We start from the raw sequence: 25,508 nt of genomic DNA on the forward strand, positions 1-25,508 counted from the left end.
TGGATGTTTATTTTTTCGTTAGTTCTATCCAAAATGGAAAATATCGCTGGCCATTTACCTCATAAAAAGGAAGTAATTGCCCTTCAGTTGCCTGAATAGTCACGCCCTTCAATTCCAGAATATCTATTTGATCACTTGATTTATCAAAAGCGATATTGGCGTAGTTGGAAGTCTCGATAGTCATTTTCCCTTGTGGAGGAACAGGTTTCACGAATTTTACCCGTATGTCATATACTCCAGGCTCGACGCTTACATTCCAATAACCAAATATGTCTTCTTGATCCCAAATACCACGTTCACCCGCTGCGTCATTTCGATTTAGGATTATAGGATTTTCTGCGGTATTGCCGACCTGGATTAGTGGAGGATCTTTTTGGTTTTTCTCGTTGATAAGCTCGATGTAAATGGCATCCATTTCAGATTTGAGTTCTTTTGACTTTGCACTGTTAGTGGACACCAAATTGTTTTGCTCGTAAGGGTCTTCATTCAGATTGAATAAATCAAATTTTGCGATTTCCGAATTGTAATCTGTGTTGCCCACCAATTTCCAACCTGACTTTTGGATAGAGATATTTTGATAAAGTTCAGGGTACTTTCTAGTCCAATAGGCGAAATAACTCCGATCATTAGCAGCATTATTTTTTCCTTCTATCAATGGTACCATACTGTGGCCATCAATTTTTCTGTCATTAGGCACTTCAAAACCACAAAGGTCTGCAAGTGTGGGAAGCACATCCATATGTGCCGTCAATGCAGAGATTTCTCTGTTTCCATTGAATCCTTCAGGATATCGAATGAAAAATGGCGCTCTTATTCCGCCCTGATAGGCACTGCCTTTGCGGCCTTTTAATCCTGCTACATAGCGCTGTTGCTGCGGACCATTGTCAGTCATGAAGATGACTATGGTGTTTTCTTCTATCCCTAGCTCTTCTAGTTTTAGGAAAAGCTTTTTCAGATTATCATCGATGTTTTCCACCATCGCATAGACTTTTCTCGCAGCCTCTTTATCCCCTTCCGACATAGGGTAGAAAGGCTTTCCGTCTTCGCCAAAACCGGCTGACGGGTCTATATCTTTATATTTTTGATAATATTCATCTGGCACCTGAAGTGGTGTATGCGGTGCGTTGAAGGATAAATAGGTGAAAAATGGTTTGTCTTTATTTTTCTCTATGAAGTTGATCGCCTCCTGCGCAAAAATATCAGAGCAGTAGCCGTCGTAGCTTTCTTGCTGATTATTGTGCCAAAGCACAGGATCGAAATAGCTTCGATCTCCCTGATAAAAAGTGGTGAAATCACCCACTTGTCCCATTCCGCCAGAAAGATGAATCAATGACTCATCAAATCCCTGATCGCTCGGGCGCATAGGGTAATTATCTCCCAAATGCCATTTACCAAAAATCCCCGTCGTGTAGTTTTTGGATTTCAACAGCTCAGCAATGGTTATTTCAGATTCTGCCATCATCGCGCCGCCATTGTAGGTATCACGAACTCCTGTTCTCAGGGAATATCGCCCAGTCATCAGGCTAGCTCGTGTAGGAGCGCAAACTGGAGATACATAGAAATTGGTAAATCGTATGCTCTCCGATGCGAATGCATCTAAAGTGGGTGTATTGATATGAGGATTTCCAGTGGAACCCAAATCACCGTAGCCTTGATCATCGGTGATGATGAGGATTATATTGGGAGATTTCTGCTTTTGCTGCGCAAAGCTAAAACTGAAGGATATGAAAAATAGGAAGGTAAAAATGGAGCTTTTGATCTTCATTAGATTAAGGTTAGTGCGTACCAGTAATCTAAAAATAAATTCTTTTGACGGAATAGCTATCCTGTGCCTGAATGAGTGTTTTTATTTCCCGCAGATTAACGCAGAAAAGACACGTGGATCGACGCGGATTTTTAATATATGAGAAAACGATGTGTTGTTTGGATATTTAAATTGGCCTCGACTTCGCTCGGCCACCGGAGTTAATCAATAAAGGAGGGAGGGAGAAAAGTGCGGCTCGCCGCACTTTTCTCCCTCCCTCCATAGTATATCAAATTATCGGTCACCGAGCGAAGTCGAGGTGTGAACCCTATTATTTTTGCAATTGACGTATAACAGGAAGCAAAATCCTTAAAACTCAATCTCATCTATACTTCTCAGCTGCACATGCTTTTTCATCTTCTTTTGGATGATTTTGAAATGGTGCAATTCTTCCTCTGATACTAGAGAAATAGCTTCGCCCGTCGCTCCTGCACGCCCAGTTCTACCTATTCTGTGCACATAATCTTTCGGCGAGCGAGGTAATTCGTAATTGATCACCAGAGGCAAAAACTTGATGTCAATTCCTCTTGCTGCCAAATCAGTTGCAACAAGAATTCGTGTTTTCCCGGATTTAAATGTATGCAATGCTTCCGTTCTAGCACCCTGACTTTTGTCTCCATGAAATGCCAGTGCTTCAATCCCATTTTTGTTAAGCTTCGTGACGATGTTATCTGCTGCACGGATAGATGAAGCAAAAACCAAAATTTGAGACCAGTCGCCTGAGTTGATCAAATAACGAAGGAAAGGGCCTTTTTGCTCCATAGGAACTCTGTACGCATACTGCTCGATAAGATCCGGAGAAACAGTATCTGGTTCGGCAGAAATTCTAACAGGCTCATGAAGCATCTCGTCGATCAAGCCTTCTACAGATTCTTCACTTGTCGCTGAGAAAAGTATGTTTTGGCGTTTTTTAGGAAGTTTTTCTAGAATCTGATCCACTTCCTCTTTGAAGCCCATATTCAAAACCTTATCAGCTTCGTCTAAAACTAGGACTTCCACTTGATTGAGATTAAGCGAGTTTTTAGAGAGCAAATCCAACAAACGACCTGGAGTAGCAATCAAAATATCCGTTCCGTAGATTTTCATCATCTGCGGATTGATCGATACTCCACCAAAAACAGCCAAAGCTTTAACAGGTCTATTCAGAAATCGCGCAAAATTTTCGGTCACTTCTGCGACTTGGCTTGCAAGTTCACGGGTAGGTACCAGCACCAAAACAGGAATCATACGCCCTTTATTTGGAGCTTTTTCCTGAAGTCTTTGAAGTATAGGTAAAATGTAAGAAGCGGTCTTTCCAGACCCCGTAGGCGCGATTCCCAGCACATCTTTCTTTTGCAAAATAGCAGGGATGGCCTCTATCTGTATAGGATATGGGCTATCGTAATTTGCTTTTTTGATTGCTTCAAGGATTTGCTTGGAAAGTCCTAATTCTGAAAAGTTCATGTGCGCGTATTTTCCGCAAAGTTAAGGCTTGGAAATTACTATTGTACTTTTTCGGTAATCTTCATTCCTTGCGTTCCAGCATAGAAGACAATAATTTCAGCATCGATATCACCTGTATTCCTACCCAAATGCTTTTTATTCACAATTTCCACGATAGGATCACCAGCTTTTAGCGTGAGCTCATTTCCATCTTCATCGATCACAAATAGCTTTCCTGTGAGTAGTACGCCTGCATTGATCACCGGATGAAAATGCAGCGGAAGTTCCGAATGGGCAGGGATAGTGATTTTGAGAATTGAAATCTTGGGCTTTGATAGTGGATAATGTGGCAAAGAATCTCCATTCCATGAAAGTTCTGATTCGATGAGTGTGACGGAACTTGGAGCAGCGACTTCCAGTACTTCCTTTTTAATAACATAGAATGAAAAAAGAAGTAGGATAGCGGCAAGCAAACTGTTTTTTAGCATAAGGCGAAGTATTAAAGAATGTTTTAATATAGCAAAAATGATAGCGAGAGGAGCCAGTTTTTCTATAGATCTATCTCTACATTCATAAAATCTAGCTTGTGTATCAGCTGAATATGTTTCAAATTGTACAGTCCCTTTTTTAAGTATTCCAAATCTGAAATGGTCTACTTACCTAGGGAGCTTTGCTCAAACCCAAAATTCCGTGTTATAGTATGTCGATTACCCGTAGTATTCCTTACTTTTTTATAGTAATGATTCTGGCATCATGTGCCAAAACAGTCAAGGAAGATCCCTCAAACCCCTCACCTGCAAAATCAGCGAAGGAAGAATTAGAGACTTTTCAATTGCAATCTGGACTTGAAATCCAATTGGTTGCCGCCGAACCTATGGTGGAGGACCCAGTATTTATCACTTTCGATGCAGATGCCCGCCTTTGGGTGATAGAAATGCGCGGTTTTATGACAGATACGTTGGGTTCCGAAGAGGATAAACCGATAGGCAGAATCTCCATTTTGGAAGATGAAAATGGGGATGGTGTGATGGACAAAAGCACCATCTATATGGATAGCTTGATAATGCCACGTGCTCTTGGTTTTTTCGCCGATGGCGTATTGGTAGCAGAAAACAAAGCGCTTTGGATCACCCAGGATCTGGATGGAGATCTTAAAGCTGATACAAAGGTTTTGCTGGATTCGACCTATGCCTCTTCAGGGAATCCCGAGCATTCAGATAATGGTTTGCTGCGAAATGTAGATAACTGGTATTACAATGCGAAGTCGAAAATCAGGTATAAATATCAAGATGGAGAATGGATCAGAGAATTGACCGAATTCCGTGGACAATGGGGAATCAGTCAGGATGATCAGGGTAGATTGTTTTACAATTACAATTGGTCGCAGCTTCACGCAGATCTAGTTCCTCCAAATTACCTTTCAAGAAATCCCAATCATAGTCCATCCACTGGGATAGATTATGGAGTGGCGCAGGATCGTAGAGTTTATCCGATTCGCCCTACGCCAGCAGTGAATAGGGGCTATATTCCGGGAGTTTTAGATGAGAATCAGAAACTAATGGAATTCACTGCAGCATGTTCTCCTTTAGTATTCAGAAGCACACTTTTTCCGGAGGAGTACTACGGCAATGCCTTTGTAGCGGAGCCATCAGGCAATCTGGTCAAGCGAAATGTTTTGATTCAAAATGGGACGACGATCACAGGTACCGATCCAAATCCAGGAAAAGAGTTTTTAGCTTCTACAGATGAGCGGTTTCGGCCTTCAAGTTTTGCAACTGGGCCGGATGGAGCATTATATATAGCAGACATGTACCGAGGTCTGATCCAGCATGGAGCTTTTATGACACCGTATTTGCTGGAGCAAACGATAGATAGAGGGTTGGAATTACCCATCCATTTAGGTAGAATTTGGAGGATTGTTCCTGAGGGAGCAACTACCAGAGCTATGCCTAAGCTTTCTCAAGCAAGTAATGAGGATTTAATCATATTCCTTTCTGATAAAGATGGCTGGTACAGAGATATGGCTCAGCGACTTTTGGTGGAGCGAAAGGATTTAAGCGTGAAGGATGCTTTGATAAAGTTGGCGGTAGATCCAAACGCGAGTGAAATGGGACGATTTCATGCACTTTGGACTTTGGAAGGTCTAAGCATACTTTCCGAAGATTTTCTTTTCTCAATCTTCGAGCAATCTTCGGGTTTGATTCAGAGTACAGCGCTAAGATTACTTGAGCCATTTGCGCAAGCATCTTCTTCTACACGATCCAAACTAGCAAAAGCTATGGAGGATGCAGCTGTAGAAGCTACTCAGGCAGAAGCTTTACAACTTGCCTTGAGTAGTTATATGCTTTCTGCGAGTGATGATGAAAAAGTACTTTCTGCTATTTTCAAAAAATATGGAGATGATCCACTGATGCGCGATGCAATGTTGAGCAGCTTGGAAGGAAGAGAATATGATTTCTTGCAAAAGCTTTGGGTCTCTTCAGAGTGGCAAAATCAGGATCAGTCAAAGGAAATTTTTCTGGAAACTCTGGCTACAGCAGTTCTGAAAAATGGAAAACCTGCTGAAGTTAATGGGCTTTTGACAATGGCAAATACGAAAGAACTTGGCTGGAAAGAGAATATATTGATTTCAGGGATGTCTATTCAGGCCGGAAACTTAAAGGGCAAAGAGCTTATAGCATTAAAATCTGAACCTTCGCTTTTCAAGCGTACAGACCTTCCAATTGATGAAAATCGTCTGGATATGCTGAGGCGAATATTTACGTGGCCAGGATTTGTTCCTTCAGAAAAAGCAGTTTCCGAAAGTCAATTGGATGAGAAGGGAATGCAGCAGTTTGCTCAGGGTAGACAAAAATTCCTGGTGACCTGTGCAGGATGTCATGGTTCCGATGGAGCAGGTGCAACCCGAATGGGACCGCCATTGGCTGATTCTGATTGGGTACTGGGAGATGAGAGACGATTGGCAATGATCTTACTACATGGTTTGGAAGGTCCGATTGATGTGGCTGGGAAAACCTACGATGCGCCTGATATTCTTCCTGTTATGCCTTCACATTCTACGATGGATGATGGGAGTATTGCAGCGATTTTGACTTATATTAGGAATGAGTGGGGCAATCAATCTCCGCCAATATCTGGCCGTACTGTCAGCAAAACTCGCTTGATTACCCAAGGAAGAGTTTACCCGTGGAAAGCCACTGAACTAAATGAATACATAGAATCTATACCTCCTGAAGAAACCCCAAAACCCTAACCTATGAAGAACCCCAAAACCAATGTCCTCAGCTTTGATGCTGACAGAAGGAGTTTCATTAAAACCGCAAGCCTTGGAGCAATGGCGATGAGCTTTCCGCTTCCTTTTTTGCCTGAAAACCTAAAGAATGTTCCAATGGGCGTTGTCGTTCATTCCTACGGAGCGAGGTGGCAATCCAAGGAAAATAGTCAAAAGTATCCTGCTTTTACAGATGCTATTGATATGATGGAGCATTGCAAGCAAATCGGGGCTGGTGGAGTGCAGGTGCTCGTAAGTGGTTGGGCAGATGATTTTGCTAAGAAAGTGCGAGATCGGAGAGAAAAGCTAGACTTATATCTGGAAGGAAGTATTGGACTTCCAAAGACTCCTGAGGATGTCGCGAAATTTGAATCAGAAGTGTTAGCTGCAAAAGAAGCAGGAGCTACTGTCTTAAGGACAGCGTGTTTGGGTGGTAGGAGATATGTGAATTTCAAAACCCCTGAGGAGTATAAAACCTTCAAAAAAAATGCATTGAAGTCCATGGAATTGGCGGAGCCAATTGTGAGAAAGCATAAAATGAAGCTGGCAATAGAAAATCATAAAGACTGGACCGCAAAAGAGTTGGAAGCAATTATCAATAATCTTGGGAGCGAATGGGTAGGGGTGACATTAGACTTTGGTAACAATGTGTCATTTCTAGAGGATCCAATGGAAGTCATCAAGACTTTGGCTCCTTATGCTTTTTCCACTCATGTGAAGGATATGGGAGTGAAAGATTACGAAGACGGCATTCTGCTTTCTGAGGTTCCGCTTGGCGAGGGGATTGTGGATGTAAAAGCGGGAGTAGATTTGTGTAAGAAATTCAATCCTGATATCACATTTTCTCTGGAAATGATCACTCGTGATCCCTTAGAAATTCCTTATTTGACTGATGGATATTGGGCGACTTTTGAGGATGCATCTGCTCAGGAAACTGCCAAAGTACTTCGACTTGTGAAGGAAAAAGCTTTTGCCGGAGATCTTCCTCATGTCACAGGGCTTAGTCCTGAAGAGAAACTCGCGTACGAAGAGCAGAACGTTGTCTCTTGCTTGAATTACAGTCGAAGTTCTTTAGGATTGGTTTAAGTGTTTTCTAAAAAATGTGTAAAATCAATGTGATTATCCGTAATGATGCAAGTAGTCTTATTTTCTTTGGTTTGCTGGCCCGAAGACCGGTAATCGAAGTAGCCTCAATCCTAGCTTTAACCACTTCCTTTATTGCTATACTGGCAGAAAAGCGGATATACATATAAATCAATAATTAATATCTAATCATTAACCTATAACTAATCATGTCTGAAAAATTACCTGGAATCAAACTTTTTGACCTAAATGGAAAGACAGCCATCATCACAGGTGGTTCGAAAGGACTGGGCTTAGCCATGGCTGAAGGACTTGCCTCTGCTGGTGCGAATGTGATGCTAGTAAGTAGAACTCTGAATGAAGGTGAGGAATCAGCAAGTAGAATCGCCGAACTGTATGGTGTAAAGGCAATTGCTTTTGAAGCGGATGTCGTACATAAAGATCAGACAGAAGCTATGGCAAAAGCTGCTTTTGATGCATTTGGAAGTATAGATATTCTGATCAACAGTGCAGGAATCAACATTCGCGGCGCGATCGATGAATTGCAGCTGGAGGAATTTAGCAAAGTGATGGATATCAATGTGACTGGAACTTGGCTATGCTGCAAAGCAGTAACTCCTTATATGAAAGAAGCTGGCAAAGGAAGTATTATCAATTTGGCGAGCACTTTGGGGTTGGTTGGACTATCTAATAGAACGCCTTATGCATCCAGTAAAGGCGCAGTTGTTCAGATGACACGAGCGCTTGGGTTGGAGTTTGCACCATTCAATATTACTGTGAATGCAATTTGTCCAGGGCCATTTTTGACCGAAATGAACTTGCCGATTGCTGATACAGAAGAGGGGAAAAAGTTTATTGTGGGTGCTACTGCACTTGGCAGATGGGGGAGATTGGAAGAGATCCAGGGAGCTGCGATTTACTTGGCTTCAGCTGCCGGAACCTATATGGTGGGATCTATGCTGACTGTGGACGGTGGCTGGACAGCGAGGTAATTTCACCTAGATCTGACGAAATGGTTTTGTACGACTTTGTCTAAAAAACGGGTTGATTTTATGCATTCAAAAACCAATTGCTTCGGTAAATCTCCAAACATTGGAATGCCCGATCCCAGCAACACAGGAATTGTCGTAATGATCATTTCGTCAATTAAATCTTCTTTTAGAAAGCTCTGAATGGTTTTGCCTCCATCGATATAAAGCTTGTGAAAGCCTCTGCTATGAATTTCGGAAAGAACTTCTGTGATGCTTCCTTTGACCAGAAAGGCCTTGTCTTTGAACTTTTCGGGAATCTCTTTCAAGGAATTACTCCAAACAAATACAGGCTTGGTGTAAAACCAATCACCTTCAAAACCTGCAACCACCTCAAAGGTATTTCTTCCCATCAGCAGGGCATCTATGCGGGAAGTGAACTCATTGAATCCAGTGTCTACATGATCAATTTCCGGAAAAGTAGAAAGCCAGTCCAATTCATCATTTTTTCCGGCAATGAAACCGTCTAAGCTGGTGGCTATAAATACGCTGTTTTTCATACGATATCAGATTTATTGCAGCGCCAGATGATTATTGAATTTAGCGCAAGTATAAAGAGTTGCGCTATTTGTTTTTCATTTTTTCAACAGCATTCTTGGCATAATTTCTAAACCATTCAATTTCACATGATTTAATATAATCCTCATACTCACCAATAGTTACAGTCAAATCAGATCTGACTGATCCTAATTCCATTTCACCTAGTCTCCTTGCCCAAAACTTATGAGTTTTATTCATTGATCGAATGGTCTCTACAGGATCTTCCAATACCTCAGGAAAGCCAAGCTCATCAATTATTAATTTGATCAACCGGATATATTTCTTCTCGAAAGCTTGTCCAGAGTCAGTGATCAAGTCAGCATAATCATTTAGGTTGATTAAGTTGTTAGCAGTGTTGAAAATCTCTGTATTTTCAAATGCAATTGAAACCCATTTTTCAGCTTCTTCATAGTTTGAAAGGTGTCTATTTCCTCTGATCAATAAATTAATTGCAAGAAAATAAAGGGAAGGATAGTCTTCCGGCTCCATAATTTCCACTACAATTTCGAAGTGCTTAGTAGCTTGAGGATATTGTTCCGACATCCAGTAGATGTGAGCTATTTGGTTGTGCTGTTTTATTTTAAGAACATCCTCATCATAGGAGCCTCGAACTTCGTCTATAAAATCATTGAGCAGTTTTATTTTAGATTCATATTCAGAATCTGGAATGTCTCTGTAGAGTTTGAGCATTAACTCTGTTGGAAAAAAATTACTGTTTAGTTGTTCTCGGTTCATTTAGCCTGAAGTTTCTTATTGATTCTAAATGAATAAGCTATAAAATAAACCAAGGGAATAAAAACAAATCCTAAGGAAACAGGCAAAAACCAATGACCCAAACCATCTTTCAAGCCTTGAGCGATTTGGATGTTTTTGTACAGAATCCTAACTTTATTTTGATCTTTGGTCTTTCTTCCATTATGAAATGTTTAAGGGCAACTGAAAGTAGGTTTCTGGGATCAATGGTTGAGGTTCGATAGGGTAACTCCCCCTTTTTTTCAAAGGGGGCAGGGGGATTTTTCTCTGGTTTTGGGGTTTCAGGAGATTCCTGCACTCAGTAGTTTACCAGCTTCCACCGCCACCACCTCCAAAACCACCTCCGGATGATCCACCACCTGAGCCACCTGAACTTGCCGGTGAGCTTACCATAGTGGATTGAGTGGACTTGATGGAATTGTTGAAAGATTTTGAAAAATGATTCATGGACATCATTCTACCACTTGATGAGTAATACCAGTTTGGAGGTTGCAGATTTAGTGAGTCGAATTTTTTTGCCCATTTATCAAACATGCCAAAGGCTAATGCATAGCTCATTGTTGATTCGAAATAGGAGGGGTCTTCTTTGAGTAGCATTTTGAGTTTATTTTCCTCCGCTACTTTGATGAACTGTTTGAAGCCTTTCAGTTCGGATAGAATCATCGTGCCTTCTTTGTTCTTTTTGATCAATAACTGGCTCATTACCAATAAGAAAATGAGAGAAATACCTACAGCGATGGCGGCAATTATTCCCCAGAAAAATAAAAACGATGGAACCAGAATAAAAAACAAAACTACTAATCCGCCAATTGTATAGCTCTTGATTCTTCTGGATTTATTCACATAGTAAATCTGAGCAGCGTCTTTTAGACTACTGCTTGCGGTACTCATGGTGGTGTAGAACTTTTCTTTGAGACTACTCACAAGCACTTCAGTTTTTGATGCAAATAGTCCATTGAAAAGCTGGCGCTGATATAAAGGAGCATCAGCTTCTAATTCTTTCAATTTCTTTAGCCTAGTGTCATCTTTCGCAAACCATCCTTTCTCATCTATCTCCTCAATAGTCAAGTAACCGCGTGAGGCCCAAAATGGAATAAGAGAAATCAAATCTGCCGTATCACCAGAATCGTCAATCAAAAAGCCCACCATGGCCGGATCCATGCCTTTGGGTGGATAGTAACTTGTCGTTGTTGTGGCGTGATCGTCTTTGCCATGCTTCTTCCAGATAGCATAAAATGCAATGTATACTAGGGTCAAAATGATTACCCATCCATAATTTGTCCAGAACGGCCAGAAAGGTTTGATTTCTTTGATGCTTCCTAAAGGGAGTTTCAAAAGTACAGTGACAGCTTCTCCACCGAAAGAAACCACATCAGGTTTAGTGGAGCCAGAGTAGATGCCGTTAGAATAAGTAGTCTCAAAATCTGATGTAGGAACAGCTGATCCAACAGTGCCAGCATATAGAAAGTAATCTCCTTCATCTAGCATAATTCCTGGAGGTAATTGAACCTTGAAATCAATTTTATTGAAAGGCGCATACCAATCACTAGGCTTAATATTCCAATAGAATTGAATTACTTCTTTCTCGTGTAGAAACGCATTCTCAACCCTATACCTGATTTCGTACTCTTGCGGGCCTTGAAGCGTAATATCTGCGTCACCGATTTTGATCTGCAGATTATCGGTCATTTTCTGCCCAAATGCTGAGGGTGCGTCAAATTTATAACCTTGCACTTCTATCTCGCTTAGTTTGATTTTACGAGTTTCTTGATTGCCTTCTTCTGTCAGAAAATCATAGGAAGTCTGAATGTCACGAAAGATCCCATGCTTCGGATCTGTGAAATAGATATTGTACTTCTCGATTACATCAAAGTAACCCTCTTCATGGAGTGTAATATCCACTGAATAAGAAGTGACCGTGAAATCCTGTGCATAGACATTGAGCTGCGCAAAAAATATAAGGAATAGAAATGCGATTTTTTTCATACTAGTGCTCATATACCTACTAAGCTCCATTGAAGTTGCAAGGCTTTTGACGTGCAATTAAGAAAAACTCACTTTCACATTTTCACGGCTTTCTGGTTCTGCCTCGAAATAGTCAAAATGCTGATAATTAAACATACCGGCTACAACTACCGCAGGGAAGCTTTCTCCATACGTATTGTTTTCTCGAACGGTGCCATTGTAATAGCGTCTTGAGCGCTCCAGGTTTTCTTCGATCTCGTTCAGTTTATCCTGCAGTTGAAGGAAGTTAGTATTCGCTTTCAAGTCTGGATAAGCTTCACTCAATGCAAAGATGCTTCGAAGAGTTTTTTGAAGCTGATTCTCTGCCTGAATTTGCTTATTGATGTCATCAGAAGGTACTGCCATCGCTGCATTTCTGGCTTGAATCACCGCTTCCAACGTTTCTTTTTCATGACTTGCATATCCTTTTACAGTTTCTACAAGATTAGGAATTAGATCATAGCGTCTCTTAAGCGCTACATCAATGTTGCTCCAGCCGTCTTTTACTATGTTTTTGTTTTTCACTAGTTGGTTGAAAATACCAACTAGGATAATGCCCAGAAACAAAATGATTCCAGCAATAATGAGAAGTGCTACCATGATGGGTTGAATTTAAAATGGGTTAAGACAGAGACATCAAAAAGTGAAAACTTACGGGGATCATCCATGTCGAATGATTTAACAGTTTCAAAATACCAACTTTTATTGAATACTCAAGAAAATCAACAAATTGAAGGTTGGTTATCAAAGGTCACAAATTTCAAACTTTCCGAGAATTTAGGTATTTTGAAAATCAATTATATCCCCTCAGGAATGACTTTCTCAATCGTATGTGTAAAAGAGTCATAGTTTTTATCAATTGAATTTTTGATTACATATATAATACTTGTAGTAAATTAGCTTTCGTAAAAATTAAACACAAACCCTAATCATATGGATAACAAAGAAAACGGACATGACAATACAGATCCTGTATGGGATGTCAATGATAGCGAAGCAAAATGCCCGTTCACCGGCGGTGCGGTAACAAAGACTGCAGGTGGAGGAACAAGAAATCGAGATTGGTGGCCAAACCAATTGAATTTGAATATACTTCGCCAGCATTCTTCGAAATCAGATCCAATGGATAAGGACTTCAACTATGCTGAAGAATTCAAGTCTTTGGACTTAGCCGCAGTGAAGAAAGATCTAGCTGATTTGATGACAGATTCTCAGGATTGGTGGCCGGCAGATTTTGGCCATTATGGTCCATTTTTTATCAGAATGGCTTGGCACAGTGCAGGTACTTATCGTATCGCAGATGGTCGAGGAGGAGGAGGATCAGGATCTCAGCGTTTTGCACCGCTAAACAGCTGGCCTGATAATGCTAACCTAGACAAGGCTCGATTGCTGCTTTGGCCAATCAAACAGAAATATGGAAGAAGGATTTCTTGGGCTGATTTAATGATTCTGGCAGGTAATGTTTCTTTGGAAACTATGGGGCTGAAAACTTTCGGCTTTGGTGGTGGACGTGAAGATATTTGGGAGCCAGAGGAGGATATATACTGGGGATCAGAAGGTGAATGGTTAGGAGATAAGGAAAGATATAGTGGAGATCGTGAATTGGAAAATCCTCTAGGAGCATCTCACATGGGATTGATTTATGTGAATCCAGAGGGACCAAAAGGACAGCCAGATCCGATCGGCGCAGCTCATGATATTAGAGAGACTTTCGGTCGAATGGCTATGAATGACGAGGAGACTGTCGCGCTTATCGCAGGTGGTCACACTTTTGGCAAAACTCACGGGGCAGCAGATCCAGGTGAATACGTAAGCCATGAGCCTGCTGGAGCTTCGATAGAAGAAATGAGTCTGGGTTGGAAGAATACGTATGGAACAGGGAATGCTGGAGATACAATCACCAGTGGTCTTGAGGTAACGTGGACTTCTACTCCAACAAAATGGAGCAATGGCTTCTTCGAGAATCTATTTGGATTCGAATGGGAATTGACCAAAAGCCCTGCTGGAGCTCATCAGTGGACTCCAAAAGGTGGAGCTGGCGCTGGTACAGTGCCTGACGCTCATGATCCGTCTAAGAAGCATGCTCCATCAATGTTGACAACTGATTTGGCATTGAAGGAAGATCCTGCTTATGAGAAGATTTCTAGACGATTCTTCGAAAATCCTGATGAATTTGCAGATGCTTTCTCTAGAGCTTGGTACAAGTTGACTCATAGAGATATGGGGCCAATTGATCGTTATTTAGGTCCAGAAGTACCTACTGAAGAATTAATCTGGCAAGACCCTATTCCTGCGGTCACTCATGAATTAGTGAATGAGGCGGATGTAGCTTCTCTGAAGTCTAAGGTGTTGGAATCAGGACTTTCTGTTTCTGAATTAGTTTCTACTGCTTGGGCTTCTGCCTCTACTTTCCGTGGATCCGATATGCGTGGAGGTGCCAATGGCGCTCGTATTCGTCTTTCTCCACAGAAGTATTGGGAAGTAAATAACCCTACTCAACTTGGAAAAGTAATCGATAAACTGGAAGGGATTCAGAAGGAATTCAATGCTTCTGGAAAGCAGATTTCTTTGGCTGACCTAATTGTACTCGCTGGATGTGCAGGTGTGGAGCAAGCGGCTAGAAATGCGGGTAATGAGGTTAAAGTTCCTTTCACTCCAGGTAGAGCGGATGCGTCTCAATCACAAACTGATGTAGCTTCTTTTGCAGCTATGGAGCCAGCAGCTGACGGTTTCCGTAATTATTACCGACCTAAGCACAAAGCGTCTGCTGAAGAAATGCTCGTAGATCGCGCACAGCTTCTTAAGCTTACTCCACCTGAAATGACCGTGCTTGTTGGCGGGTTGAGAGTGTTGGGAACTAACTATGATAACTCTAAGCATGGAGTATTTACTTCAACTCCAGGAGCTCTGACCAATGACTTCTTTGTAAATGTCCTAGATATGGGTACTACTTGGAAGGCTGCAGATAGTGGACAGCATGCTTTCTTGGGCTCAGATCGTAAGACAGGCCAAGTAAAATGGACTGGGACTCGTGCGGATTTGATCTTCGGGTCTAATTCTGAGCTTCGTGCTTTGTCAGAAGTCTATGGATGTTCTGATTCAAAAGATAAGTTCCTTAAGGACTTTGTCGCAGCTTGGGATAAGGTAATGATGCTTGATCGTTACGATTTGGCTTAATTCAAATTTCTTAATTGAACTATAAAAGGTGATCTGGAAACAGATCACCTTTTTTTCTGAAAGTCAATTTATGAAATAGAAAAGCTTGATAGGATTAGTTAATCCTTAAGCCATCCAGCTATACTTCTTCGGTCGCGGGTAAAAGATGGATGAACTTCATGTTCCATCTCATCGCTTTGAAAGAAAACCATTCTTCCGCCAATAGGTGAAATGTCTTGTTGTGCACTTCCTTCAGGATACAAGGAAAGCAAGCCGCCATCTTCAGCTTGCCAGTCTTGATTTAAAAAAAGAACAATGGAATATTTCCTTCCCTTTTCATTTTTGAATTGATCCAAGTGCCTTTTATAAAAGCTCTTTGGCTCATAATTGGCATAATGACTTTCAAAAGTCTTGATAGAAGTAAAGCAGGTTTTATTCAAATGTGAAATAAAGTTCCCCACTTTTTTATTGTAGATCATTTCAAATTGGTTGACACTTTTCTCATCAATCCATTTGATTTTATCACCTCTAATCAGCGCATTTTGTTGGTAATCTTGCTTGTTGCCTGTTCCGGAAACTTGCAGATTTCCCGACTGATTTTCACGCTGTATATTGTCCCGAAGGCCTGTTACTGTATTAAAATCTATGAAGTTATTACTACAACCATACTTATTGTCGATTAGGCCTTGAATCATTTCTTCGAATTGATCTTTCTCCTCCTTATCCTCCTGATCCTTATCCATTTTGGTAGTTAGAACCTAGCTGTATTAATTTACAATTCGGGTTTTACACAAGAAGATCATTCTTTGGGTCATTCTTTCATTTTCTTTTTGGAGAGCATGAAAATCAGAGATGGATAAAAAAGAGTTTTGAAATCTCAGGTTAGCAGATATATGAATTCAACAGAGAGATTAATTACCTGAGTATTCTAGAAATCAGTTACTAAGCTTCATGGAAAAATCTGGAGTGATGGTTTTTTTAGCGGCTGCTACATCGATGTATTTTTCCAGATCTTTGATGGAAATAACGGTGAAGTCATTCTCGTCAAGGTATTCTAAGTATTCTTTGAAAAGTTCGGGAGGTGTATTCACCCAAGGATGTTCTATATCTGGAACTCCGTGAATTGTCAAGATGACAATATTTCCATCTTTGGCTTGATCAAAGGCATTCATGATCTCAGCCTTATTCGTTTCATCGGTGGCCCAGCTAGGAATCAGGAATGGATGATCACTCAAAGGGTCATAAGCTCTACTGCCGCCAGCTCGTGCGAAAACGTATTCTTTTTCCTGTAAAAAATTTAAAGCTTGAGCATTTAATCCATATCCAGGATAAGCAAAGTTGGTAGGTTTCGGGATTCCGAGTGAGGCACATTTAGTCTCGATATAAGTGAGCTGTTCGTTGAATTCTGATTGTGTTAGTTTGCTGACATTGGAATGTGTATGCGTGTGATTAGCAATTTCAAAACCCATTTTATCCAACTCCTGAATTTGCCGCCAATTCATATATAATGTGCTATCAGTATAATTTGGCTGAAACTCACAGACGAAGAATGTGGCTCCAAAATCAAATTCCTTTAGCATTGGAGCTACAATAGAATACTGACTTGCCGGTGCATCATCAAATGTTAGAACGACCAATTTGTCGGGTATTGGTTTTTTGAGGATTTGGGCATCAAGACATAGAACAACTGAAAAAGTATAAAGTAAAATGATAAATTTTTTCATGATCCTTCAGTCCTGATTTCTCTATTTTTAAGTGTAAGCCCTTTGTCAGTGTTTACAGGGTTTTTTACAGGGATATCTTTGCTTTTCTATTCCTTATAAAGGTTAAAACAGAACCTATTATAATTAATATGATAGAAGGATAGAAGGTTAACATTGCAAGAATTCCTGGTCCTACAGCATTTCCAGCATCAATGACTCCTAGTTCATTAAGCCCAAGAACAATTAGTAAAGGGCTGATCCCTACAATCAATAAGATTATTCCTATTCGTAAGGTAAGGTGAAGTTTACTCCATTTTTTTCGCATAATGTCTGTTTTGGAAATGTTTGAGTATAGGTATTATTTGAAAAATAACTGCTTCAATTATTGGCCTTTTTCCCAAAATCTAGATTTTAGCCAACAACCAAGGTAATCAGATAAATCACACTTATAGCTGTCACGGACATAATCAGTGTGCCTAGGCTGTGAGTTTGATTGCCTTGTTTGATAGATAGTCCGGAGAGTTGAGTCACTGCCCAGAAGAAACTGTCGTTGGCATGGGAGATCGCCATTGCTCCAGCGCCTGTAGCCAAGACAGCAAAGACACGCATAGTTTCTGAGTCAAGTCCAAGAGAACCAAGTAGGGGGGCAATTATAGATGCAGTAGTGATCATCGCTACTGTGGATGAGCCTTGGGCGGTTTTCAGTGCAAAAGCAATTAGAAATGGAAGAAAAATACCCCAGCTTGCACCACTCATGCTCGTGCTTACCAGATCACCTATTCCAGAATTCTGCAGCATTTTTCCAAATACTCCACCTGCACCAGTAATCAGAATCACCGGCGCTGCAATCAAAATCGCTTCACCGATCCAACCACTGGATGAAAGAAGTTTTGCATCGAATTTTTTTGGTAAGGTAAAAGCCAGAAATGAGCCTAAAAGTAAGGCGATGACTGGACTTCCTGCGAATTGGATAAAGGTGTAAAAAGTGCCCTCTCCAAATGGTTTGGTTGGGTATTTTGCAATCGATGCGACAATAATCAAAATCAAAGGGACGATAATTGGTAAGAAAGAAGCAAATGCTGATGGTCTATTTTTCTTTTCAATTTCCTCTGTTTTGACAGCCATCTTTGGCACCAAAGGGATTTTATAAGCAACTTTTTTGACAAAAATGTAACTGGGGATCAATGCAATCAAACTCACGATAAGTCCGTAGAAAATAATCATTCCTAGGTCCGCCTCATAAATTCCTGCCGTAGCAATCGGACCTGGAGTAGGAGGGACTAAAGAATGGGATGCAGTAGCTCCCAAAGCCAATGCAATAGTAGTGGCAGCGTAAGGAACCTTACTTTTCAGTGAAAGCGATTTGCTGATCGGATTCATCATGATAAAGGTACTGTCTCCAAAAACGGGGATAGAGAGTATATACCCCGAAATCATCATGGCAAGTGTCACTGATTTCTCTCCGATCCACGAAAGAATTTTTTCTGCAATGACTATAGCTCCGCCTGTTTTCTCTAGAAAAGTTCCCATCATCACACCTAGCAAAATCAGCAAACCTATGCTTCCCAGTACACCTCCAAATCCTTCTGAAATGGATTGTAAGATCAATTCTCCAGGCATTCCCGCAAGCAATCCATAGAGGATTGCACCGCAGAAAAGAGCAAGAAAGGGATGGATGTCAAATTTGACGATGGCAATTAGAATTAATGCCAAGGCAAAAAGGATGATCAGAAGTGTGAGCATTTTGGGTTAGGTTGGGTTTTTAAAAAAGAGCTCTAAACAGGTAGCGTTATGAACCTTCAACCTAAAAATTAGGGAAAAAAAGGGAATATTAAAGCCTCAAGCTGTAATAGCTTTTGAATTGTTTGTTGAGCGGCCTCACTAGGGTTGAATATTTGGTATTTTAGCCAATTCAAAATTCTTTATACTTAATAACCTCTTTGCATGCGATTATTTTCAACGTTCAATTTGCTGATAACCTTACTGATACTTGCTTCCTGCAACTCAGTACCCAAGAAGGAAGGGAGCTTCATGATTTTACCAAGCCCTAGCTCAGTAGAAATTTCGGGGATTTCTGATTTGCTAGCCTCCGATATTGAAGATCTAGTGGATCAGGCAAAAGCAGATTTTATATCGGGTAAAGCCCTTGAAGCTTCTAAGAATAAGTCTTTGACTTTTAGCCTAGACAAGGATTCTGACTTGAAGGCAGAAGCATATACGCTTGATATTTCTGAAGATCACATTGCCATCACGGCTACTACAAAGGAAGGTCTTTGGTATGGAGTGATTACGCTTGGTCAATTAGTTCAGGATGCGCTGGATCAAGATGCTGCTTTGCCTTTGATCTCTGTAAAGGATGAGCCAGCTCTGAAGTATCGTTCTGTGCAACTCGATGTGAAGCATCATCTGGAAAAGAAGGACTATTACTATGAGCTGATGGATCGCTTGGCTGAGATGAAAATCAATGGGGTTATTTTGGAAATAGAAGATAAACTAGCATTTGAGAAGCAACCAAAAGTGGGTTCTTCGGATGCATGGACTATAGCAGAATGGAAAAAGCTGAGTGATTACGCTATGGCTAGAAATATTAGAATTTCTCCTTTGGTGCAAGGACTTGGACACGCTTCATTTATTCTGAAGCATGAGGAATACAAGGATTTGCGTGATGATCCGGAAAGTGATTGGGCTTTTAATCCGCTTGATGAGCGAACATACGAGGTGCAATTTGATCTGTACTCGGATGCACTGGCCGCTTTTCCCCATGCGCAATACCTGCATGTGGGCGGGGATGAAGTACATACTACAGGAAGAGGAAGTGGGAAATCACCCTTGGAGTTACAGTTAACCTGGCTGAATAAAGTGAGTAAGTATGCAGAAGAGCATGGTGTGACTCCTATTTTTTGGGATGATATGCCGTTGAAAAATGCTGGGGTATATGGTTCTGTTTATAACAGGAATCTTTCGGAAGTCCAGGTGGATAGTATCTGGACGGTGAACGAACCTAACTTGAATAAGTATGTGGATATGTTCCCGAAAAATTGTGTGTATATGCGCTGGAACTACGACATGCCTGAGACTATGGGTAATAATCGTGCGATGCAATGGTTTACCGATCATGGTTTCCTGGTGATGGGAGCTACCGCAGGTCAGACTCGCTGGAATCTTATGCCACTCGAGGAAAGTAATACAGCTAACATTCGGGATTTCGCTTTGATTTCCATTGATAATAATGCAGATGGATTACTATTGACGCTTTGGGATGATGATTCTCCGCACTTTGAGTTGTATGGCAGAGGTATTGCGATTTTTGCTGAGTACACCTGGTCTGGTCAAAAGCGGACTTCCGGAGAACTACATGCTGCTTATAGACAGCGAACTTTCGGCTCGGAATTGGCGTCAGAAGACTTTGCTTTTATCAATGATTTGGAAGCTCCAGTAGCTTTTTGGAAAAATGCCTTGCTGGACAAAAAAGATCGCAATCAACTTCGAAGAATGGACAATCCTATGCAGGATGCAGTGTTGACTTTGCCGGAGGCCAATACTCCTGGAGAATGGACGGAAAGGAATAAGGAGAAACTGGCTAAAGCCAAGGTAAATCAGGTGATAGTTGATTCAGTTTTGTATAAAATCGCTGCTTCCAAAAAAGCTGCATTGAGAAATAACTATACGCTAGAAGTCTATGAGCAAGTGGCTAAAGTGACTCAATTCACCAATAAATCCCTATTACTTCTTGCAGAGTGGGATCTTGCGAAAACGGCTGAGGAAAGAGAGACTGCCAAAGAAAAACTTCTGAGTCTAGAAGGCGAGTGGAACGCTCAGTTGGTGGAATTGGAGAAAGTATATGGTAAAACCAGAGAGCTGAACAAGCCAGATGACTATATTTTGGATCAGGATCACCATGCTCATTTAGCCAATCAGGCACTTAGATTTTCGGACTGGCAATTCTATGTTGAGGGTCTATTTCTGCAAAAAATCAAGGAAGGAAATAGTCTGATGATTGAGGGTGATATTAAGAATAATTGAGCCAGTTGCTATAATGATAACTTAAGTTAGGCTGCTTCTCCAGAAGCAGCCTTTTTTATTATAACCATCGAGTTGACGGACTAAATCAATTGTAGCCTTTTTTTTCTGGGTTCACAAAATGGTTTGCGAGCTTAGGCTACCCGGTTTATTCATTAAAGAAAGGCTTCATCTCGTTGTGAATATTTTCACGGAGAGCTTTTAGCTTTATAGCGTATTCTTCTAGTTTTTTCTCCTGATCGGTTTGTGGGATCCAAGGCTTCACTTTTTTGGGAGTTCCATTTTCATCCACTGACACGAAAATGATAATGCAGTGCGTCTTTTTCTCAAATTCTTGATGCGAAAAATCTCTGGAATACACCTCCACCATGATGTGAATACTGGAACTCCCAGTATAGATCACCGAGCAATCGACTTTGATCACCTCACCGATATTGATGGGTTTATAGAAACGAATACCACCCACATAAACAGTCACACAGTAACTTTCCGACCATGTTCTGGCACAAGTATAGGCCGCTTGATCTATCCATTTCATCACGACTCCGCCATGGACTTTGCCACCGAAATTTATGTCAGAAGGTTCGCTAATAAACTGGAAGGAGGTTTTGTGTGAGGTATCCATAGGTTTGCTTGGTTTTATAGGTCTGCTAAGCTAAGGGATATTTTGGGGTTTTTATAGGTTGTATCGATCGTGCCTTTGGCACTTTGGATTAACTTAGGATTACTATGACCCTGAATTTCGCCATGCTGTATTCGGGGTTTGGACTGGGAATGCCGTTGGCATACAGGAGGCTCTTTTAACTACCTATCGCTTTGTGTTTGAGGATTTATCTTGACTACTGCAAGACCAATATTTGCCTGGAATACAATTCTAGATAATATAAATCGCCATTCAATTTTTTCATTCTGCTAATTGGCTCAATCGTTAGGGATAGATTCTATGATTGTATGTTCACTATTCAGAGTAAGTAAATGAACAGAAATTAGTAAAAGTTCTTCTTTCGAACTCAAATCAAACGTCGAAGGGTTTTCAAGAAGTTGTACCGTCATAGACGGAGGATAGTCACCGGCCATTTCAAAAGTATTTCCATAAGCAGCGAGCCTATTGTTGTTAGAACAGTAATCTATTAAAAAGCTACCGAATCTACCGCCCGTTTTAGGACAGAGAGACTCAACGTTTACTACACTATCTTCGGAATAGGATCTTGTTCCTTTACAAATAGCCCAAATGTCACTAAATAAAACAGGAGATAAGGAGTCCAAAAGTTCACTTTGCTTTGATTTGGAAATCCCAGTAATTTCATAATCGTAGCCATTAAATCGATCAAAGTATTTGTTAAAACAACTTGCCTGATCTCCGCCACAGTCTTTAATTATTTGTCCAATTACAAATTCAGTTAGTTTATTAAGTTCTTCGATCTGATTGGGTTCGAAGTAGGTTTCAAGTTGTGTTTTGCTCTCATCTTTTCCAAATTCCTTCACAATCGCTATTAAGCTAATCGAAAGGAATATAGCGCCTAATGCTACAAGAATAAGTCTAATTTTATTCTTTGTCATGATCATCGAAATCTATTTATCACCCCAAAATCTTATCAAACAACTGATGTGCTTGTTTCTCGGCTTGGGAAGAAAGGATCTTCTTTTCTGCTTTGAGCTCTTTTACCCAGTCTAGGTATTTCTTAGATACTTCCTGCTTGGTGCCTAGGAAATGTGTCAATGACTGTAACGAAAGGTGATTGGAATACCAAGGTTTGAGGTTGTTCTTCAGAATTCCGATTTCCTCGTGTATCCCGGCGATAAAAATAGAGTTGAATCCCATTTGTATAAGGGTGTTTTCCAACATGATGATGGTTCGCAAACCTTCAAAAGTATCCTTCAAGGCCTTGCTATCCATGGCCCCTTTGTGGTCTAGATTGAAAAATTCCAGTTCCTCCTGAATGATCTGATTCACCCCGGTATGAATAGCCAGAGGTTTAATTCCTCGGCTGGCGGTCATGGCTTTTTGATGAAACTCATCCCAGCTTTTCAGCGTGCTGCCTACGATCAGATCAAAGGCATCGGTATAAAGTTTCTTCTTGTATTTATCCAGATGTATGCGATATCCCCCGTATTTGAAACCTAGTTCTTCTTCGCGATCATTCAGGCTTTTTTCTGCTAGTTTGAAATGATGGATTTTCCGCAGGCTTCTCTTCATTTGTTTGAAATCCGAGAAAATATTGAAATTCAAGCCTTCAATATCAAAGTGAACCTTTGCCATCAAGTCGGCATAGAGCTCCAGGAACTCCATTTTCCCTAGAAGTTCTATTGCTTTCTTGGACTTGATCTGCTTTCCCAAAGCCAAAAAAACTGCTTTGGCCTCTTGGTGCTGTGATTCAAAAAGCTGAAAGACAGGGGATACTTTTGCCTGCATAGATTAGGAGATTCTGACCAAGGTAGCACCGTAGCCCCACTGATCCTTTTGCGTATCCTGAAAGTACTTAATATTTTGGAGTTGACTGAGGCGCTTGTGAATTTCTTTGCGAAGCACACCATTTCCTATGCCGTGAATAAATGTGATTTCATCCATTCCCGATACCATAGCCTGATCAAGATTTCTGTCAAAAGACTCCAGTTGCACACGAAGAATTTCAGAATTGCTCATTCCCTTGGGATCTGTCGCTAGCTTTTCTATATGCAAATCAATAGATCTGGCTGGTTTAGGAGTTTTTGGAGTTTCAGATTTTGGTCTGATTTCTTCCAGTTCCTGGTTTAGCGCTCGTATATCGAGTTCCTTGGTAGTTTGTTCTAGTGGAAAAATGTAAGCAGTTTTATCCAAGCGAGGTGCTTTGCTAAGATGTTTGAAAAACTGAGTTGCCTTCATCTTCAGCTGACGCTCAAAAGCAGGAATTGCCTTTTCCAGCGTATTATGAATTGGGATAAACCTTAGCAAAAATGCTGGCCATTCGTCCATTTCCTTCAGTAATCTATCATCGAATTTCTTTGCCTCACCAGCATTCAGCGTAGCTGCAAGTAAAGTGCGCTGATTAGTACCAAACACCTCCGATGCATGTGCCAAATAAGCCTGCCGGCTGTCGTTGATCAGGTAAAGACTAAGACTCTGATCATTGATAGGAACAAAAGCGAGGTAAAGTCCCTGATCTTTTGGGCCAGAAATGGGAATAGGCGTATCAATTTCTTTTTCTTCCATTGACTTTTCGCCAAAATGTTCCTTTTCAGCTGCATTGATTAGAACCAGTTCTGATTTCAAAGCAGGAATGATAAATCCGTCCTCGATTTCTATCTGCATTCTTCCACTAGAGGAAATTTTGCGGATTATTCCTTCTTCGTTTCCGTGAAGTAGTCTTACTCGGTCTCCGATATTCATTGATTCAGGGCTGATTTGTAGGTGTCGATTGCACGTTGCCTTGCAAATTTATGATCTACTATCGGTTTTGGGTACTTATCTGAGTTTATTTCAGGAATCCATTTTTTGATGTACTTCCAATTCTTGTCAAACTTCTCTTGCTGGGAGGTAGGATTGAATACCCGAAAGTAAGGTTGAGCGTCCGTACCAGTGCCTGCTGCCCATTGCCAGCCACCATTATTCGAGGCTAATTCGTAGTCGAGTAATTTCTCAGCGAAGTAGGTTTCACCCCAGCGCCAGTCTATTAACAAATGCTTGGTGAGAAAGGAAGCCACCACCATCCGCACGCGATTGTGCATGTAGCCTGTATAATTGAGTTCTCTCATTCCGGCATCGACGATAGGATAGCCAGTTTTCCCTTCGCACCAAGCAGCAAACTCTTCTTCGTTATTTCTCCAAGGAATCCGATCATAAGCTGGCTTGAATGCCTGATCCACCACCTGAGGATTGTATGCCAAGATCATCATGTAAAACTCCCGCCAGATCAATTCATTGAGAAAAGTAGCATTGAGTTCGGATGCTTTGTGTGCTAGTTTTCGGATGGAAATGGTACCAAAGCGTAAATGAATTCCCAGTCTCGAAGTGCCATCCTGGGATGGGAAATCACGGGTTTGATTGTAATGTGAGATGATTTCCTCATCTGCAGTTTTGGATGGAATCGAGATCTCACTTTTTGCAAAACCAATTTCCTCCAAGGAGGGAAGTCCTAAAGCGGAAGTTTGCAGCAGATTTTTCCAATGCATGGGTTTGAACTCCTCAGGCTTGGAAGAGTTGAACTTACTCAGCCAAACCTTGCTGAAAGGAGTGAAGACCTTGTAGAATTCCCCTGAGCCATTCAATATTTCTCCTGGCTCGAAGATCATCTGGTCTTTGAATGTGTGAAATGGGATTTCTTTGCTTTCTAATAATGACTTTACCTTTTCATCACGACTTTTTGCATATGGCTCATAATCCCGGTTGGTGTAAACAGACTGAATTGCATACTCGCTAAGAAGCTCTTTGTAAATGGCTTCAGGATCTCCGTATTTGACTAATATAGCAGATCCTATTTTCTCTAATTCTTGATGAATTTGTCTGATTTGATCGTGGATGAATTCAACTCTCGCGTCTGCCTTATTATCTAACTTATCCAGTATGTTTTTGTCGAAAATGAATAAGGGTAGGACGTTTTCATTTTCTTTCAAAGCTTGGTATAAGCCGTGATTATCTTCTATTCGGAGATCTCTTCGGAACCAAAAAATACTGACTTTCTTCATTTTGATTTTATAGGTGTAATAGAGAAAAGAGGCTAATTGTTTAGAATATTTATGGGGATAGA

The 25,508-nt window shown here is 40.9% G+C and carries 21 protein-coding genes; 6 read left to right on the top strand and 15 right to left on the bottom strand.

Annotated features, from left to right (window positions below):
• Positions 1-7: 7 nt before the first annotated feature.
• The 3 genes from ESV85_RS12375 to ESV85_RS12385 form a co-directional block, all read right to left on the bottom strand.
• On the bottom strand, positions 8-1,765 hold the full coding sequence (locus tag ESV85_RS12375) for an arylsulfatase (RefSeq protein ID WP_146918034.1): 1,758 nt from the start codon (positions 1,763-1,765) through the stop codon (positions 8-10).
• A gap of 348 nt (positions 1,766-2,113) precedes the next feature.
• On the bottom strand, positions 2,114-3,247 hold the full coding sequence (locus ESV85_RS12380) for a DEAD/DEAH box helicase (protein WP_146918036.1): 1,134 nt from the start codon (positions 3,245-3,247) through the stop codon (positions 2,114-2,116).
• A 38-nt stretch (positions 3,248-3,285) separates the two neighbouring features.
• Positions 3,286-3,714 carry a cupin domain-containing protein gene (locus ESV85_RS12385; RefSeq protein ID WP_146918038.1) on the bottom strand — a complete coding sequence of 143 codons (429 nt, stop codon included), beginning with the start codon at positions 3,712-3,714 and terminating at the stop codon, positions 3,286-3,288.
• A 212-nt stretch (positions 3,715-3,926) separates the two neighbouring features.
• On the opposite strand from ESV85_RS12385, the gene ESV85_RS12390 reads away from it, so the two are divergent.
• Genes ESV85_RS12390 through ESV85_RS12400 form a run of 4 tightly spaced genes read left to right on the top strand, consistent with a single transcriptional unit; the run spans position 3,927 to position 8,572 of the window.
• Positions 3,927-6,479, top strand: a complete 2,553-nt coding sequence (locus ESV85_RS12390) for a c-type cytochrome (RefSeq protein ID WP_146918040.1) — start codon at positions 3,927-3,929, stop codon at positions 6,477-6,479.
• A gap of 3 nt (positions 6,480-6,482) precedes the next feature.
• Positions 6,483-7,583 carry a sugar phosphate isomerase/epimerase family protein gene (locus tag ESV85_RS12395; protein ID WP_191321998.1) on the top strand — a complete coding sequence of 367 codons (1,101 nt, stop codon included), beginning with the start codon at positions 6,483-6,485 and terminating at the stop codon, positions 7,581-7,583.
• A 14-nt stretch (positions 7,584-7,597) separates the two neighbouring features.
• The gene (locus tag ESV85_RS22300; RefSeq protein WP_191321999.1) at positions 7,598-7,750 is read left to right on the top strand and encodes a hypothetical protein; all 153 of its coding nucleotides are present in this window, start codon (positions 7,598-7,600) and stop codon (positions 7,748-7,750) included.
• A gap of 39 nt (positions 7,751-7,789) precedes the next feature.
• Positions 7,790-8,572 carry an SDR family NAD(P)-dependent oxidoreductase gene (locus tag ESV85_RS12400; protein ID WP_146918042.1) on the top strand — a complete coding sequence of 261 codons (783 nt, stop codon included), beginning with the start codon at positions 7,790-7,792 and terminating at the stop codon, positions 8,570-8,572.
• Positions 8,573-8,574: 2 nt separating this feature from the next.
• Here the strand turns inward: ESV85_RS12400 and ESV85_RS12405 are convergent, their stop codons facing one another.
• The 4 genes from ESV85_RS12405 to ESV85_RS12420 form a co-directional block, all read right to left on the bottom strand.
• Positions 8,575-9,108 (bottom strand): dihydrofolate reductase family protein, encoded by a 534-nt coding sequence (locus ESV85_RS12405; RefSeq protein ID WP_146918044.1) that lies wholly within the window; start codon positions 9,106-9,108, stop codon positions 8,575-8,577.
• A gap of 64 nt (positions 9,109-9,172) precedes the next feature.
• Entirely contained in the window at positions 9,173-9,883 is a 711-nt protein-coding gene (locus ESV85_RS12410; RefSeq protein WP_146918046.1) for a hypothetical protein, read from the bottom strand.
• A gap of 324 nt (positions 9,884-10,207) precedes the next feature.
• Positions 10,208-11,887 carry a DUF2207 domain-containing protein gene (locus ESV85_RS12415; protein WP_146918048.1) on the bottom strand — a complete coding sequence of 560 codons (1,680 nt, stop codon included), beginning with the start codon at positions 11,885-11,887 and terminating at the stop codon, positions 10,208-10,210.
• A gap of 57 nt (positions 11,888-11,944) precedes the next feature.
• Positions 11,945-12,505: a LemA family protein gene (locus tag ESV85_RS12420; protein WP_146918050.1), complete on the bottom strand. Its 561-nt coding sequence runs from the start codon at positions 12,503-12,505 to the stop codon at positions 11,945-11,947.
• A gap of 333 nt (positions 12,506-12,838) precedes the next feature.
• Between ESV85_RS12420 and katG the strand changes: the two genes are divergently transcribed.
• Positions 12,839-15,082 (top strand): catalase/peroxidase HPI, encoded by a 2,244-nt coding sequence (gene katG / locus ESV85_RS12425; protein ID WP_146918052.1) that lies wholly within the window; start codon positions 12,839-12,841, stop codon positions 15,080-15,082.
• A 98-nt stretch (positions 15,083-15,180) separates the two neighbouring features.
• Here katG and ESV85_RS12430 read toward each other — a convergent pair whose 3' ends face one another.
• From ESV85_RS12430 to ESV85_RS12440, 3 genes are all read right to left on the bottom strand, one after another.
• Positions 15,181-15,804, bottom strand: coding sequence for a 2OG-Fe(II) oxygenase (locus tag ESV85_RS12430; RefSeq protein WP_146918054.1), 624 nt, complete (start codon positions 15,802-15,804; stop codon positions 15,181-15,183).
• Positions 15,805-15,996: 192 nt separating this feature from the next.
• Positions 15,997-16,785, bottom strand: coding sequence for a polysaccharide deacetylase family protein (locus ESV85_RS12435; RefSeq protein ID WP_146918056.1), 789 nt, complete (start codon positions 16,783-16,785; stop codon positions 15,997-15,999).
• Positions 16,786-17,175: 390 nt separating this feature from the next.
• Positions 17,176-18,507: a GntP family permease gene (locus ESV85_RS12440; protein WP_146918058.1), complete on the bottom strand. Its 1,332-nt coding sequence runs from the start codon at positions 18,505-18,507 to the stop codon at positions 17,176-17,178.
• A 201-nt stretch (positions 18,508-18,708) separates the two neighbouring features.
• Here ESV85_RS12440 and ESV85_RS12445 point away from each other — a divergent pair, with 201 nt between their 5' ends.
• Complete coding sequence (locus tag ESV85_RS12445) at positions 18,709-20,787, top strand: beta-N-acetylhexosaminidase (protein ID WP_146918060.1); 2,079 nt, start codon at positions 18,709-18,711, stop codon at positions 20,785-20,787.
• A gap of 145 nt (positions 20,788-20,932) precedes the next feature.
• On the opposite strand, the gene ESV85_RS12450 is transcribed toward ESV85_RS12445, so the two are convergent.
• The 5 genes from ESV85_RS12450 to ESV85_RS12470 form a co-directional block, all read right to left on the bottom strand.
• Positions 20,933-21,409, bottom strand: coding sequence for an acyl-CoA thioesterase (locus tag ESV85_RS12450; RefSeq protein WP_146918062.1), 477 nt, complete (start codon positions 21,407-21,409; stop codon positions 20,933-20,935).
• Between the two features lie 296 nt (positions 21,410-21,705).
• The gene (locus tag ESV85_RS12455; RefSeq protein WP_146918064.1) at positions 21,706-22,344 is read right to left on the bottom strand and encodes a hypothetical protein; all 639 of its coding nucleotides are present in this window, start codon (positions 22,342-22,344) and stop codon (positions 21,706-21,708) included.
• 19 nt (positions 22,345-22,363) lie between these two features.
• Positions 22,364-23,197 carry a hypothetical protein gene (locus ESV85_RS12460; protein ID WP_146918065.1) on the bottom strand — a complete coding sequence of 278 codons (834 nt, stop codon included), beginning with the start codon at positions 23,195-23,197 and terminating at the stop codon, positions 22,364-22,366.
• A gap of 3 nt (positions 23,198-23,200) precedes the next feature.
• The gene (locus ESV85_RS12465) at positions 23,201-24,151 is read right to left on the bottom strand and encodes a Smr/MutS family protein (protein ID WP_146918067.1); all 951 of its coding nucleotides are present in this window, start codon (positions 24,149-24,151) and stop codon (positions 23,201-23,203) included.
• Positions 24,148-25,446, bottom strand: coding sequence for a cryptochrome/photolyase family protein (locus ESV85_RS12470; RefSeq protein WP_146918069.1), 1,299 nt, complete (start codon positions 25,444-25,446; stop codon positions 24,148-24,150). Before ESV85_RS12470 ends, ESV85_RS12465 begins: the two co-directional genes overlap by 4 nt.
• Positions 25,447-25,508 lie beyond the last annotated feature (62 nt).

This window comes from Algoriphagus aquimarinus, from assembly GCF_007997215.1.
GTDB lineage: Bacteria > Bacteroidota > Bacteroidia > Cytophagales > Cyclobacteriaceae > Algoriphagus > Algoriphagus aquimarinus_A.